14 protein-coding genes are annotated in these 13547 nt (G+C 70.1%); 7 read left to right on the top strand and 7 right to left on the bottom strand.

Annotation, left to right across the window (positions count from 1 at the left end):
• Nucleotides 1-9: 9 nt before the first annotated feature.
• Complete coding sequence (locus AMYNI_RS0100860) at nt 10-981, bottom strand: oxygenase MpaB family protein (protein ID WP_020666064.1); 972 nt, start codon at nt 979-981, stop codon at nt 10-12.
• 26 nt (nt 982-1007) lie between these two features.
• A complete protein-coding gene (locus tag AMYNI_RS0100865) occupies nt 1008-1637 on the bottom strand; it encodes a TetR/AcrR family transcriptional regulator (protein WP_211225448.1) in 630 nt (209 codons plus the stop codon).
• A 223-nt stretch (nt 1638-1860) separates the two neighbouring features.
• Between AMYNI_RS0100865 and AMYNI_RS0100870 the strand changes: the two genes are divergently transcribed.
• Nucleotides 1861-2730: an alpha/beta hydrolase family protein gene (locus AMYNI_RS0100870; RefSeq protein WP_020666066.1), complete on the top strand. Its 870-nt coding sequence runs from the start codon at nt 1861-1863 to the stop codon at nt 2728-2730.
• 53 nt (nt 2731-2783) lie between these two features.
• Complete coding sequence (locus AMYNI_RS0100875; RefSeq protein WP_020666067.1) at nt 2784-3155, top strand: hypothetical protein; 372 nt, start codon at nt 2784-2786, stop codon at nt 3153-3155.
• On the opposite strand, the gene AMYNI_RS0100880 is transcribed toward AMYNI_RS0100875, so the two are convergent.
• Complete coding sequence (locus AMYNI_RS0100880; protein ID WP_051116255.1) at nt 3136-4533, bottom strand: MFS transporter; 1398 nt, start codon at nt 4531-4533, stop codon at nt 3136-3138. The two genes, AMYNI_RS0100875 and AMYNI_RS0100880, sit on opposite strands and share 20 nt — an antisense overlap.
• A gap of 73 nt (nt 4534-4606) precedes the next feature.
• Here AMYNI_RS0100880 and AMYNI_RS0100885 point away from each other — a divergent pair, with 73 nt between their 5' ends.
• The 3 genes from AMYNI_RS0100885 to AMYNI_RS0100895 all read left to right on the top strand — a co-directional run bounded on the left by AMYNI_RS0100885 (nt 4607) and on the right by AMYNI_RS0100895 (nt 8014).
• Nucleotides 4607-5209 carry a TetR/AcrR family transcriptional regulator gene (locus AMYNI_RS0100885; RefSeq protein ID WP_020666069.1) on the top strand — a complete coding sequence of 201 codons (603 nt, stop codon included), beginning with the start codon at nt 4607-4609 and terminating at the stop codon, nt 5207-5209.
• 68 nt (nt 5210-5277) lie between these two features.
• Nucleotides 5278-6264 (top strand): hypothetical protein, encoded by a 987-nt coding sequence (locus tag AMYNI_RS0100890; RefSeq protein ID WP_020666070.1) that lies wholly within the window; start codon nt 5278-5280, stop codon nt 6262-6264.
• A 136-nt stretch (nt 6265-6400) separates the two neighbouring features.
• Nucleotides 6401-8014 (top strand): peptide chain release factor 3, encoded by a 1614-nt coding sequence (locus AMYNI_RS0100895; RefSeq protein WP_020666071.1) that lies wholly within the window; start codon nt 6401-6403, stop codon nt 8012-8014.
• Nucleotide 8015: 1 nt separating this feature from the next.
• Here the strand turns inward: AMYNI_RS0100895 and AMYNI_RS0100900 are convergent, their stop codons facing one another.
• Complete coding sequence (locus tag AMYNI_RS0100900; protein ID WP_020666072.1) at nt 8016-8579, bottom strand: TetR/AcrR family transcriptional regulator; 564 nt, start codon at nt 8577-8579, stop codon at nt 8016-8018.
• A gap of 85 nt (nt 8580-8664) precedes the next feature.
• On the opposite strand from AMYNI_RS0100900, the gene AMYNI_RS0100905 reads away from it, so the two are divergent.
• Together AMYNI_RS0100905 and AMYNI_RS0100910 are read left to right on the top strand one after the other, a co-directional pair.
• Entirely contained in the window at nt 8665-9162 is a 498-nt protein-coding gene (locus AMYNI_RS0100905) for an FBP domain-containing protein (RefSeq protein ID WP_026359914.1), read from the top strand.
• Nucleotides 9159-10331: a GDSL-type esterase/lipase family protein gene (locus tag AMYNI_RS0100910; protein ID WP_020666074.1), complete on the top strand. Its 1173-nt coding sequence runs from the start codon at nt 9159-9161 to the stop codon at nt 10329-10331. The genes AMYNI_RS0100905 and AMYNI_RS0100910 overlap by 4 nt, the downstream gene beginning before the upstream one ends.
• Nucleotides 10332-10356: 25 nt before the next feature.
• On the opposite strand, the gene AMYNI_RS0100915 is transcribed toward AMYNI_RS0100910, so the two are convergent.
• The 3 genes from AMYNI_RS0100915 to AMYNI_RS43200 are packed head-to-tail and all read right to left on the bottom strand — an operon-like array spanning nt 10357 to nt 13309.
• Nucleotides 10357-11421, bottom strand: a complete 1065-nt coding sequence (locus AMYNI_RS0100915) for an LLM class flavin-dependent oxidoreductase (protein WP_020666075.1) — start codon at nt 11419-11421, stop codon at nt 10357-10359.
• A gap of 33 nt (nt 11422-11454) precedes the next feature.
• Nucleotides 11455-12657: an MFS transporter gene (locus AMYNI_RS0100920; RefSeq protein ID WP_026359915.1), complete on the bottom strand. Its 1203-nt coding sequence runs from the start codon at nt 12655-12657 to the stop codon at nt 11455-11457.
• Nucleotides 12658-12685: 28 nt separating this feature from the next.
• The gene (locus AMYNI_RS43200; RefSeq protein WP_169515686.1) at nt 12686-13309 is read right to left on the bottom strand and encodes a GTP cyclohydrolase I; all 624 of its coding nucleotides are present in this window, start codon (nt 13307-13309) and stop codon (nt 12686-12688) included.
• Between the last annotated feature and the right edge of the window lie 238 nt (nt 13310-13547).

Below are 13547 nucleotides of genomic sequence, written 5' to 3' on the forward strand. Positions count from 1 at the left end.
TGGAGCGGCTCAGCCGGCGGTGGCCGGCAGCCCGGTGACGGCCGTTCGGGCCGTTCGTCCATATTTCGCGCGCGCTTCGGCCGGGGTACGGGTGACCGGGTTCAGCGGTTTTTCGCCGCGCAGCGCCGGTTCGATGATCCGGCGGGTGGACGGGGCGAACTGGTCGAGAATTTCGAGCCGGTCGCCGATCGGGGTAAAGAACCGGGTGGCGGCGCGGGCCATCGGGCCGATTGCCGCGTCGGTCAGCCGCCACTGGTCGAAGCCGCCGAGGCGGCGCATCCAGCGGGGAATCGTGGCGACCACCGCGGGCGCCACGATCCGGCTGCCCGCCCAGAGCTTGGCGGTCTCGCGGGTGAACGGGGTGCGCAGGAAGTGCTCGACCAGCGCCCGCTGACGGTCGGTGGCGCACAGCCTGGGACGCATGGTGGCGTAGTAGTCCCGCACGTCCGCGCGGGAGCGGGGCACCTTGGCCGGGTCGCAGGTCTGCAACTCGGCCGCGATCACGCATTCCTGCCAGTACCGTTGTTCGTCCTCTTCGGACAGCGGCCCCGGCCCGTAGCGCTCGTACATCAGGAGATTGGACTGCCAGCCGGTGACGTGGATCCACAGCTGACTGTCCGGGTCGTTCGCGTCGTAGGGCAGGCCGCTGACCGGTTCGGTGCCGACCGCCCGCGCGTGCACCTTCATCAGGATCTCGGACGCCTCGATGGCCGTGCGGCTATCACCGACGGCCACCGTGACGAAGTAGTCGAAGGTCCGCCGCAGGCGCCCGGCCGGGTCCCGGCGCACTCCGTTCTGGTCGTGCACCGCCGCGGTCAGGAACGGGTCGAACGTCTCGACGACGATCGCGCGCTGGAACCCGAGTACCGCCGTCGGGTGGGTCCACACCCGCCAGGTCGGCGAGTCCGGGCCGAAGAACCCGTGGTCCTCCCGGGGGCGCGGTTCACGGACCGGCCTGCTCGCTGGTCTGGTCGACACCATCACCTGCTCCGTTCTCTGGGATGTCGCTACGCGTTGCGCAGCGCGCCGAACACGGTCTTGCCGACGAACTCGCCCAGCTCGTCCGTGGTCCAGGTGTCCCCGCTCTGCAACAGGGCGCGCACCGCGCCCTCGCCGGCGCCCATGAAGATTTCGACCAGCGCCGGCAGCTTGCGGTCGATGTCGTGCGATCCCCAGCGCACCAGCGCCGGCCGCATCAGCTCGGCGACCCGGTCCGCGACCAGCGACCGCGCCCGGCCGAACCGTTCGGAGATCGCCGGGTCGGCGCCGGCGGCGAACAGGATCCGCCAGGAGTCCGGCTGTGCGGCGACCGTCTGGAACAGCGCCTGGAAGCCTTCGATCAGCAGCCGCTTGGGGTTTTCGAAACTGGGCTTTTCCGGCAGTGCGGCGAGCACGCCGTCGAGCAGCCGGCGCTCCTCGCGTTCGAGCAGCGCGGCCAGAATCTCGTGCCGGGTGGCGAAGCACGCGTACACGACCGGCTTGGTCACCCCCATCCGCTCGGCGACCGCGGTCATGGACACCGCCGAGACTCCTTGTTCCACGGCGATGGTCAACGCGCTGTCGAGCACCTGGGGCCGCCGCCGGTCCGGTCCGAGATGCTCGGCGCGGCGCCGTCCTGGAGTAGTTCCTACGGTCACGAATGAAAATGCTACCACAGCGTAGGAAGTTTGCAAGGGGCGTCGCCGCCGGAGGGCGTCCCCCTTTACGGAGATGACAGAAAACCGCGGCGAATTCGTCTCTCAGGCATAATTTTTTGCCACCCGAGATAACCATCTGTCGGCGCACCCGAATTCACGCTACGCTCCCCCTTCGTCGAACAGAATACTCTTTCTCTGCACGTGGACGTGAGGAGTAAAGCGAATGCGACGGAACCGTGCACCGCGGCGGCGAGCGAGCCGGATCGGCGCGGCGATCATGGCGGGCGGCCTGTTCCTTACCGCGCCGGTTTCGCAGGCGGCCGGCAATCCGCACCAGCGCGGGCCGGACCCCACACCGCAGAGCATCGTCGCCGAAAAGGGGCCGTTCGAGGTCGCGACCGCGCCGGCACCGGCCGGAAACGGTTTCGGCGGCGGCACCATCTACTATCCGACCGACACCAGCCAGGGCACCTTCGCCGGTATCGCGATCTCGCCGGGTTTCTTCGGTCCGCAGTTCAGCATCGACTGGTACGGGCCCCGCCTGGCGTCACAGGGATTCGTCGTCATCGCCATCACGACGAACGCGCTGTGGGACTTCCCGAGCCAGCGCGCGGACCAACTCCTCGCCGCACTGAAGTACCTCAAGCAGGACAGCCCCGCCAAGGACCGCTTGGACGGCGGCCGGCTCGGCGTGATGGGTCACTCGATGGGCGGCGGCGGCACGATGGAGGCCGTGCTCAAGGATCATTCGCTGAAGGCAGCCATCCCGCTGACCGGCTGGGGCATCACCGCCGACTACTCCGGCGTGCAGACACCGACGATGATCATCGGGGCGCAGTTCGACGTCGTCGCCCCGGACGAAAGCTACTCGATACCGTTCTACAAGAGCCTGCGCCCGGATCTGGACAAGCAGTTCCTCCAGCTCGCCGGCGGCACCCATTTCAGCCCGAACCTGCCCAACACGACCATCGCCAAATACAGCATCTCCTGGCTGAAGCGCTTCCTGGACGACGACACCCGCTACCAGCAGTTCCTCTGCCCGGTGCAGCCGGATCCCGAACTGTCCGCGCACGAGGCCACCTGCCACAGCTGAGTTGAGTAGTTCCTCGGATGCCCCGGCCACCGCGCGCGGGCAGACTCCCCGTTGTGTCAGCCACCAGCCCCAGCCACCATGACCAGTCCGGCCCGGTACCGCTGAGCCGGGGTGCCTGCGCCGCCAGCGGCGCGAGGACCGCGGCCATCGCCTGGCCCGTGGTGGCCATCCTGGTCCTGCTGATCGGGCTCATCGGCTGCAGCGGTAAGCCCATGGAGGAGATCCCCACGGTCTTCCTGTTCATGGTCTTCGGCATCTGGATCTACGGGCTGCCCGCCTGGCCGATCGTGCTCGGTCTCGCGGCCGCGGCGGCGTCCACCGGCGACCCCGCCAGGCTAAGCAGGTCCCGCTCCCGCCTGCTCGCGTGGATCGTGGCCGCCGTCTGCGGGTTCATCGTCCCGCTCTTCATCGTCCTGCTCGACTAGCGTCGCGGTCCCGCAGTGCCGGCGCCAGCGCGGCGACGACCACCAGAATCGCCGCGATGGCTTGGAAAACGCGACCGTAGTCCTCGGCGAGCGCCTGCGGGGTGTCCGCCGAACTTCCGGCGAGGGTGACCAGCACGGCAAGGCCGAGCGCGCCGCCGAACTGCTTGGCCGTGTTCATCAGCCCGGACGCGGCTCCGGCGTCGGCGGCGTCGACGCCGGAGGTGACCGTGGTGGTGATCGGGGTGTTCAGCAGCCCGCTGCCCACCGAGAACACGATCGCCGGCCCGAGGATGCCGGCGACGTAACCGCTGTCGGCGGTGATCTGTCCCTGCCACAGGAAACCGGCGGCGGCGATCAACGCGCCCGCCGCGATCAGCGCCCGGCCGTCGACGTGCCGCATCAGCCAGGGCGTGAGGCGCATGCCGACGATGATCGCCACCAGGGTGTGCGGGAGGAAGCCGAGGCCGGTCTGCAGCGGGGTGTAGTGCAGCGCCTTCTGCAGGTACAGGGTCAGGAAATACCACATCGGGTTCAGGCACGCCCCGGCCAACAACATCACCGCGTTCCCCAGCGAGATCGCGCGCAGCCGGAACAGGTGCGGTGGGATCAGCGGAGCTCGGGCGAACCGCACCTCGACCAAGACGAACAGCGCCAGCGCGACGGCTCCGGCGGTCAGTGCGACGGTCGTGACCGGCGCGCTCCAGCCGTACGTGCGGACCTGGGCGATGCCGTAGGTCAGCGCCGCGAGTCCGGCGGTGGCCAGCACCGCCCCCGTGACGTCGAGCCGGTTCTCCCGTCGCCCGTGGTCTCCGGCCAGGTTGCGGGCGGCCAGCAGCAGTGCGAGCGCGCCGATCGGGACGTTGATCAGCAGGATCCACCGCCACGACAGGTACTCGGTGAGCACCCCGCCGACCAGGTTGCCCGCGGTGCCGCCGGCGATTCCGACCGCGGTCCAGGTGGCCAGTGCCCTGGTCCGCCCGCTGCCTTCGGGGAAGGTGGTGGTGAGCACGGTCAGGGTGGCCGGGGCGAGCACGGCGGCACCGAGTCCCTGCACGGCGCGCGCCGCGACCAGCAGGGCCGCCGAGTCCGCCAGCCCGCCGGCCAGGCTGGCACCGGCGAACAGGACGAGCCCGGTCAAGAAGATCCGCTTGCGGCCGAACAGGTCGGCGAGCCGCCCGCCGAGCAGGAGGAACCCGGCGAAGGTCAGCACGTAGGCGTTGACGACCCATTGCAGGCCGGCGTCGCCGAACCGGAGCGCCCGCTCGATGGTCGGCAGCGCGACGTTGACCACCGAAACGTCGAGCACCACCATGAACTGCGCCGCGCACGCCAGTGCGAGCACCACCCCGCCCGCGGCTCCCGGCTCACGCCACCTCATGACCCGCTCAACCTCCCTCTTAGTTTATGATACAGCGGTACCATATACAGCTGTACCAGAAAGGGGGTGCGCCGTGCCGAGAACCGCGGACCACACCGAGCGTCGAGCGCAGATCGCCGAGGCTTTGGTCCGGGTGGCGGGCCGGGACGGCCTGCACGCGGTGACCATGCGGGCGGTGGCCGCCGAGTCCGGCATCTCGCTGCGCCTGGTGCAGTACTACTTCGACACCAAGGCCCAGCTCATGGTGGGTGCACTGCGCCATCTCGAGCAGCAGAGCCACCAGCGGTGGGCACAGCGCCTCGCCGAGCTGCCGTCCCCGGTCACGCCGCGGGCGTTCATCGAGGCGTTCCTCGCCGAAGCGCTGCCCAACGACGAGCAGAGCCGCGTCTTCCACCTGGTCGCCACCTCGTACGCGGTACTGGCCATGACGGACCCGGAGCTCGCCGGCGAACCGTTCATCGCCGGGGCGGACGATCTCGAGCGGCAGCTCGCGGACGCGTTGCGGCGGGCCAGGTCCGAAGGGCAGCTATCGTCCGAAGTGGACATTCCCACCGAGGCCGCGCGCCTGCTCACGCTCAGCCACGGCCTCGGCACCAGCGTCCTGGTCGGCCAGCGCACCCCGGACAACGCGCGCTCCGTGCTGCGCTACCACCTCGACCGGCTGTTCACCGGCTGAGCCCCGATTCCAGGAGTGGCCCGCCGCACCGCATGCTCGCTAACCTTCCTGACGAGGGGAGCAAGCCGATGACGGACTTCAGCGATCTCAGCCGTTCAGCTGCCGAACTGCGCGATTCGGTGCTGTCGGGCTGGCATCAGCTGGAAAGAGCGGCACCCGGCGGCGACCCGGTGGGCAAGCTCGCGGCCAGGACGGGACTGTCGTTCCAGCAGCTCGATCTGGTGCGGCGAGTGCGCAACCAGATCGCGCATCCGCAGACCCCGGTCCCTCGCGAGCGGCTGAGCAGCGCGCTCGACATCATCACCGAGGCCAGACGACGGCTCGGTATCGAGGACGACGCCGATCCGGTTCCTCCGGTGCTCGTGGTGAGCGAGCGCCAGGTGCGGTTCCGAGGGCTGGTCGCGGGACAGAGTTCCGCCGCGAAGCGGGTCGGGCTGCGCAACACCGGCGGGGGCATCCTCAACGCCACCGTGCACAGCAACAGAAACTGGCTGCGCGCCGAGGTCGACGGGGACGCCGTCACGATCACCGTCACCCCACCAAGACCGGGTGACGTCGCGGCACAGGTCGAGATCCACAGCGACGGCGGTTCGGCCACGATCAAGGTGCTCGCGCTGGGGACCACGCCCGCACCGGAGTCCGCCGCACCGATTGGCCCGCCGCCCAGGCTCGCGGTCGAGGAGACCACCGTGCGCTTCCTGACCCACGCCCGGACCTCGTCGCCGCCACGGGAGATCGCGTTGCGCAATCTCGGCGGCGGGCGGCTCAACGCCACCGCGACCTCCGGCGCGCGCTGGCTGTCCGCGGCGGTCCACGGGAACAAGCTCATCTTGGTGGTGACCCCGTCGGTGCCGGACCAGCGGCTGCACGACAAGATCCGGATCGACAGCGACGGCGGCACGGCTGAGATCGACGTGATCGTCACCACGCCGCCACCGGACCGCCAGGGCACGGGCCTGTCCAGGTACTGGCACGAGCACCGGGACAACATCACCGCCATGGCGATCATCGTCTTCGTCTTCGCCACGATCATCACCGTCTTCGCCCTGACCTGATCTGTCCACTTTCGACACTGGAATCCAGCCGGGCGGGCCGCGCCGAAGCGATGGTCTAACGTTACCCACCGGTGCATCGGAAGATCGGGCGAGACGTGGCTGGGCCATCCCCGGTGGCGGCAGGCGGGGAGCGGTTGTGACGGCAGGCGACGCGGTTCGGGCCGAGCCGGTGGAGGTGCTCGCGCAGGCGGGCCGGCGGCGGAGCTTCGCGGTGATCAGTCATCCGGACGCCGGGAAGTCGACCTTGACCGAGGCGCTGGCGCTGCACGCGCGGGTGATCTCCGAAGCGGGCGCGGTGCACGGCAAGGCCGGGCGACGCGGGGTGACCTCGGACTGGATGGAGATGGAACGTGCCCGCGGGATCTCGATCACCTCGGCCGCGCTGCAGTTCGGCTACCGCGACGCGGTGATCAACCTGCTGGACACCCCTGGCCACGCGGACTTCTCCGAGGACACCTACCGGGTGCTCTCCGCGGTGGACTCGGCGGTGATGCTGCTGGACGCCGCGAAGGGCCTGGAACCGCAGACCCTGAAGCTGTTCGACGTCTGCCGTTACCGCGGCATTCCGGTGATCACCTTCATCAACAAGTGGGACCGCCCCGGGCGCGACGCGCTCGATCTCTGCGACGAGCTCTCCGACCGGATCGGGTTGCAGCCGATGCCGCTGACCTGGCCGGTCGGCACGGCAGGCCACCTGCGCGGAGTGCTCGACCTCACCGAAGGCGACTTCATCCGGTACCTGCCCAGCACGGCCGGAGCGGGTGCGGCGCCGGAGGAACGTCGCGACGCGCGGCAGGCCGAAGCCGAGGCCGGCGGCGACTGGCACCGGGCGCTGGAGGAGTCCGAACTGCTGCGCGCCTCCGGCGGCGAGTTCGCCGCGGCACGGTTCGCCGACGCCACCGCCACCCCGGTGCTGTTCGGTTCGGCGGTGCGGAACTTCGGCGTCCGCCAGCTGCTGGACCTGCTCGTCGACCTGGCACCGCGGCCTGCGCCCCGGATCGACACCGGCGGCGCGGCACGCGAGCTGGACGCCCCGTTCTCGGCGTTCGTGTTCAAGGTGCAGACCGGGATGGACCCTTCGCACCGGGACCAGGTGGCCTTCGCCAGGGTGTGCTCGGGGATGTTCGAGCGCGGCATGGTCGTCACCAACAGCACCACCGGCAGGCCGTTCGCGACCAAGTACGCCCAGCAGGTCTTCGGCCAGCAACGCTCCACATTGGACACTGCTTATCCCGGTGATGTGATCGGGCTGGTCAACGCCACCGCGCTCCGGGTCGGCGACACCCTGCACGCCGGACGGCCGGCGGTGCGGTTTCCCGGCCTGCCCAGCTTCGCGCCCGCGCATTTCGCCGTCGCCAGGCCGGCCGACCTCGGCCGCGCCAAGCAGTTCCGCAAGGGCGTCGAGCAACTCGGCGCCGAGGGCGTGGTCCAGGTGCTGCGCTCGGACCGGCGCGGGGACGCGGCACCGGTGCTCGCCGCGGTGGGACCGATGCAGTTCGAGGTCGCCACGCACCGGATGTCCTCCGAGTTCGGCTCGCCGGTGCGCCTGGAACACCTGCCCTACAACGCGATCCGACGGCTGGCCGATCCCCGGCAGCGCGCCGTGGTCGACAGCGGCCGCCGCAGCGAGGTGCTCACCCGCGACGACGGCGCCGAGCTGGCGCTGTTCGCCGAGGAGATCGACCTGCGGCTGATGCTGCGCGGCCATCCGGAGCTGGTACTGGAACCGCTGGTGGCCGAAGGCGGCTGAATCACGAAGCTCGCGGCCAGTTCCCGAGTGCGAGGTCGAGCACGTCCAGCACCCTGGACCACGAGTCGTCCAACCCGCGCGGGTGGAACCCGCCGGACGCCTCCAGAGTCACGTAGCCGTAGATGGTGCTGTGCAGCAGCCGCACCGCGTCCGTCTGGTCCGGCTCGGACAGCCGGTAGCCACGCAGGATCGCCCTGGTCATCTCCGCGTGCCGGCCCGCCGCGCTGAGCGCCGCCTCGGTATCGAGCTCCATCCGCATCGCCGCGTACCTGCCAGGGTGCTCCTTCGCGTAGGACCGGTAGGTGTTCGCGAAGGCCACCAGCGCATCCTTGCCCGCCCGGCCGGCCAGCGCGGCGGCGGCCCGGTCGGCGAGTTCGGTCAATGCGAGCGTGGCCACCCTGACCTTCAGCTCGTGCACGTTCTTGACGTGCGAGTACAGGCTCGCGTCCTTGACGCCGAACCCGCGGGCGAGCGCGGAGACGGTCACGTTCTCGAAGCCGACCTCGTCGGCCAGATCCGCCGCCGCACTGGTCAGGCGCTCGGCGGTCACCCCCGCGCGTGCCATCTGCCGCTACCTCCCTCTACCTAGGACTCCTAGGATAATACTTATGAGTTCGCGTTTTTGCTCTAGGGGAGGTAGCTTTCTGTTTATGAGGAGGGTGACCGAGCGCGACATCCGCGCATCATTCGTGAACTGCACCAAGGGCGAGGCGAAACGCCTGGCCGTGCCCAAGGACTTGGCCGCGCGGCCGTGGGAAGACCTGGACTTCCTCGGCTGGCGGGACCCCGGCGCGCCGCAGCGGGCCTACCTGGTGACCGAGTCCGGCGACGGGTTCGTGGGAGTGGCGCTGCGGCTGGCCGCGCCCTACGCCGGGCGCGCACGGCGCAGCATGTGCTCCCTGTGCCTGACCACGCATCCCGGGGGCGGCGTCTCGCTGATGACCGCGCGCAAGGCCGGCCGGGACGGGCAGCAGGGCAACTCGGTCGGCGCCTACATCTGCACCGACCTTGCCTGCTCGCTCTACCTGCGCGGGAAGAAGAAGACCGGACCCGGCGAGCGGCTGCACGAGTCGCTCACACCGGCCGAGCAGGTCGAGCGGACCACCGCGAACCTGGCCGGGTTCCTGGACAAGGTGGTCGGCGCGTGACCGACTGGATCACCACTCCGCTCGACCTCCGCATCCTGCGCGGTGCCCTCGACCTCGAGCGCACCGCGCAGGGCCTGCTGCCGCACCGGCTGCCGGCCGGTGCGCGCGAGCAGTTCCCCGACGAGTACCTGAGCATGGTCGAGGCCCAGCCCGCCGGGGTGCGGTTGGCCTTCCGCACCCGGGCCACCGCCGTCGAGCTGGACGTGCTCCCGACGAGGACGGTCTACCAGGGCTTCCCTGCCTCGCCGGACGGCGTCTACGAACTGCTCGTCGACGGCCGTCCGGCCGGGCAGACAGCCGTGCCCGGCGGCAACGTGCAACTCATCGACATGGCCACCCGGTCCACGGTCACCCGGCCAGGACAGCCCGGCACGGTCCGCTTCGCCGAGCTGTCCGCCGACCAGAAGGACGTCGAGATCTGGTTGCCGCACACCGAAATCACCGAGCTGATCGCCCTGCGCACGGACGCCCCGGTCGAGGCCGTGCCGGACCGGGGCCGCCGGGTGTGGCTGCACCACGGCAGCTCGATCAGCCACGGCTCCAACGCCGACCGCCCGACCGCGACCTGGCCGGTGCTGGCCGCCGCACTGGCCGGTGTGGAGCTGGTCAACCTGGGCCTGCGCGGCAACGCCCTGCTCGATCCGTTCACCGCACGCGCGATCCGGGACACTCCGGCGGACCTGATCAGCGTCAAGATCGGCATCAACCTGGTCAACGCCGACCTGATGCGCCTGCGCGGCTTCTCCCCCGCGGTGCACGGTTTCCTGGACACCATCCGCGATGGCCACCCCACGACGCCGTTGCTGGTCGTCTCTCCCCTGCTCTGCCCGATCCACGAGGACACCCCCGGCCCCGGCGCGATGGACTTCGACGGCCGGACGGTCCTGTTCCGGGCCACCGGCGACCCGGCCGACCGCGCCAGCGGACGGCTGACGCTCAACGTCGTCCGGGACGAGCTCGCCCGCATCACCGCGCGACGGGCGGCCGAAGACCCGAACCTGCACTACCTCGACGGTCGCTCGCTCTACGGCGAACCGGACTTCGCCGAGCTGCCCCTGCCCGACCGGCTGCACCCGGACTCCGCCGGTCACCGCCGCATCGGCACACGCTTCGCCGAGCTGGCCTTCGGCGACGGCGGCCCGTTCGCCGGCAGGGTCGCACCGCCGTGACATGCCGATCGCCGGATCGGTCCGCTCAGGTGAGGAGTTCGGCGAGCTGGGCCATCTCGGTGGCCGGGTCGATCACCGGCTGGATGAGGAGTTCGTCGATGCCGGCCTGCTCCAGCGTGGCGATGCGGGTGCGAAGGTCGTCGCGGGTGCCGACCAGCGCCAGGGTGTTCATCAGCGAGGGCAGCACCAGGTCGCGGTCCTGCGGTGCGATGCGTCCGAGGTAGTTGGGGTAGAGCTTGGTGTGCCGGTCCGGCGCGGTGGCGGTGGTGCCGCGCCGGTCGAGCAGTCGCTGCACCGCTTCGCGTTCCTCGGGGCCGAGTTGCTCGGCGAAAGAGGGTGTGTCGGCGGCGGTGTCGGCGGCGAAGGCCAGCAGCGACAGGACGAGGTGGCCTGTCACGTCGCGGGCTGTGTCGCTGTGCGGGTCCTCGTCCTCGTCGAGGATGTGGAGCGCGGTGACCAGGTAGGAATCCGTGCGGGAGTCGGGGGCGCGGAGGGTGTCCTGGGCGGCGTGGCGGCGGGCGGCGTGCAGCGCGTGCCAGGCGGTGGGGTCCAGCAGGCCGAAGGAGATGAGGCCGGTGCCGCGGCGGCCGGCGACGGCGGCGGCCTTCGGTCCGAGCGCGGCCACGACGAACTCGATCGGGTCGGTGGTGTGCACGTGCGCCCCGGTGTGCAGGAACCGGATGTCGCGGACGCGGTCACCTTCGCGGTACTCGGTCGAGCGTCCGGCGCACAGGTCCTGCAGTGCGGTGGTGAATTTCTCCAGTGCGGCCGCCGTGGTCGGCGGCATGCCCAGGGTGCGCCGGGCGGTGTTTCCGGTGCCGACCCCGCAGATGATCCGGCCCGGTGCGATGGCGTTGAGGCTGGCGAACCCGCTCGCGGCGGCCGGCGCCGAGCGCAGCGCCGGTGAGGTCACGCCGATGCCGAGCCTGATGCGGCTGGTGGCCTTCGCGCACAGTCCCAGTGCGACGAAGGGGTCGCCTTGCACCATCGGGGTGTCGTTCACCCAGAAACTGTGCAAGCCCAACTCCTCGGCCAGCACGGCGAGGTCCTCCACACCGGGGTGTGCGGTGACCACGACGCCTGCGCGCATGATGCCTCCAACGTGCTGTCGTTGCTTCGGCGGTCAACGGGAAGCCACCAGCTCGGCTTCGCTGAACGCGGCCGGGGACATGGTGCGCCACACGATCCAGGCCCCGATGAACTGCACGGCGCCGCCCATCACCCAGACGCCCCGCAGGCTCCAGTGCGCCGCGACCAGGCCGCCGGCCAGTGCACCCAGCGGGGTGAGACCCCAGGCCAGCGCGCGATGGCTGGTCAGGACCCGGCCGAGCAGGGCGGGCGGGGTGAAACGTTGCCTGCTGGACTGCGAGCAGACGTTCCAGACCAGGGTGGTGGCGGTCATCAGAATGAGCACCGCACCCACCGCCGGGGGCCATGGCGGCAGGACGGCGATCAGCAGTTCCAGCAGGGCGACGAAACTCTGGGCAAGGCGCATCGACCAGGAATAGCCCAGCCGCCCCACGATCCGGTGCACGAAGAAGGAGGACGCCACCCACCCCACGGCCATGCAGGCGAGCAGGGCACCGTAGCCGACCGCGCCGATCCGCAGTTCCTGCGTCGCGTAGAGGACGAGCATGGTGGCGCTCGCGCTCGCGGCGAAGGAGCCGAGCGCCACGGTGATGGTGATCGAGCGCAGTAGCCGGGTGCGAACCAGGTACTTCAGCCCTTCGGTGAGGTCGTGCAGCGGACGCGCTTTGGCGGCGGCGACCGACGCCGAGCGCAGGCCCCTGCTCAGCACGAGTGCCGACACCGCCAGCACGCACGCCGCCCAGGCGGGAGCCCCGGCGCTGAGCGCGAGCAGGGCACCGGCGGCCGGCGGGACGATGAACTGCACGATCCCCTGGTCGATCACCTGAAGCCGGGCGTTCGCCGCGGGCAGCCGGTCCCGCTCCACGATTTCCGGCACCAGTACGCCGCTGACCCCGTTCCCGAGCACCTGCGTCGAGGTCACCAGGAACGCGACCACCAGCAGCAGCGGCAGGCTCAGCGACCCGGCCGTGCCGGCGACCGCCAGGATCAGCGCCGCGCACACCTGCACCCCGTAGGCCCAGGCGAGCACCGTCGTGCGCCGCACCCGGTCGATCAGCAGCCCGGCGAACAAGGAGAAGAGCAACCACGGCGCCTGCCCCACCACGTTGACCAGCGAAACCTCACGCGGGTCCGTGGTGATCGAGACCGCGAGCAACGGCAACGCCGCCAGCAACAGCCCCTCACTCGCCGAACCGGACACCGCCACCGCTTGAAGCCGTACCCATTTGCCAGCCACGACCTCTGCCCCCAGGAGTCCACCAGTTCTAGCTGCGTCCTCCAGACCTTACGTCGTGCTCGTCGAGCAGGGACAGGAATTCCGCCCTGGTCCTGGGATCCGACCGCAGGGAGCCCAGCAGGCAACTGGTCACCAGCTCCGCGCCCGCGGACTGCTCCCCTCGCAGGCAGGCGCACAGATGGGTGGCGGAAACCACCACGCCCACTCCGCCGGCGTGGAGCATTTCCTCCACTCCGCGCGCAATTTGCCCGGTCAGATATTCCTGGGTCTGCGCGTTTCTCGCGAAATGACGAACGGTACCGACGAGTTCGGGAACATCGATCGACCAGCCACCGGGAATATAACCGACGTGCGCGAAGCCGAAGAACGGCAGCAGATGACAGGAGCACAGGCTGGTGAACTGAATGGATTGGACCAGGGTCAGGCATTCGTCCTGCTCGCCACTGGGCGACAGGGCGGGCGCAAAAGGTTGCGGCTTCAGGAAATCGGATAACAGGGCGACCAGTGCCTCGGCGGTCTCCGCGGTTTGCGCACCTGCCGGACGGGCATCCAGCACCTGCAGCAGATCACGGACTCCGAGTTCCGCCTTTTTCAGATCGCCCGGCTGTCTTTGGCCCGGAATGTCCAGCCCTTGGCGGCTGTCCGGAATCACGATCTCAACCCCGATGAAGTCCCGGATGACAGCCCGGATGACAGCATTGCCCTACCTCCGCTCGCCGGCCCGCAGAACGTCCTGATTCTAACCCGCTGTCACCGGTTTCGCCTGACCGGAACCCGGCCACCCCGTGCCCGCGAGCGGCCGTCGCAGCGCGTAGTAGCCTTGAACCGGCGGTCAGGGCCGACCGCGCCGGGGGGTGCGATCCGCGGAAGCCCTGCTCAGCGGTGTTTGT

Origin of the sequence: Amycolatopsis nigrescens CSC17Ta-90, assembly GCF_000384315.1 — a bacterium.
In the GTDB taxonomy this organism is placed as follows: domain Bacteria; phylum Actinomycetota; class Actinomycetes; order Mycobacteriales; family Pseudonocardiaceae; genus Amycolatopsis; species Amycolatopsis nigrescens.

Bases quoted from the DNA above. Each gene is read 5' to 3' on its own strand.
- AMYNI_RS0100860 (WP_020666064.1), bottom strand. From the start codon at position 981: ATGGTGTCGACCAGACCAGCGAGCAGGCCGGTCCGTGAACCGCGCCCC.
- AMYNI_RS0100870 (WP_020666066.1), top strand. From the start codon at position 1,861: ATGCGACGGAACCGTGCACCGCGGCGGCGAGCGAGCCGGATCGGCGCG.
- AMYNI_RS0100880 (WP_051116255.1), bottom strand. From the start codon at position 4,533: ATGAGGTGGCGTGAGCCGGGAGCCGCGGGCGGGGTGGTGCTCGCACTG.
- AMYNI_RS0100890 (WP_020666070.1), top strand. From the start codon at position 5,278: ATGACGGACTTCAGCGATCTCAGCCGTTCAGCTGCCGAACTGCGCGAT.
- AMYNI_RS0100900 (WP_020666072.1), bottom strand. From the start codon at position 8,579: ATGGCACGCGCGGGGGTGACCGCCGAGCGCCTGACCAGTGCGGCGGCG.
- AMYNI_RS0100905 (WP_026359914.1), top strand. From the start codon at position 8,665: ATGAGGAGGGTGACCGAGCGCGACATCCGCGCATCATTCGTGAACTGC.
- AMYNI_RS0100915 (WP_020666075.1), bottom strand. From the start codon at position 11,421: ATGCGCGCAGGCGTCGTGGTCACCGCACACCCCGGTGTGGAGGACCTC.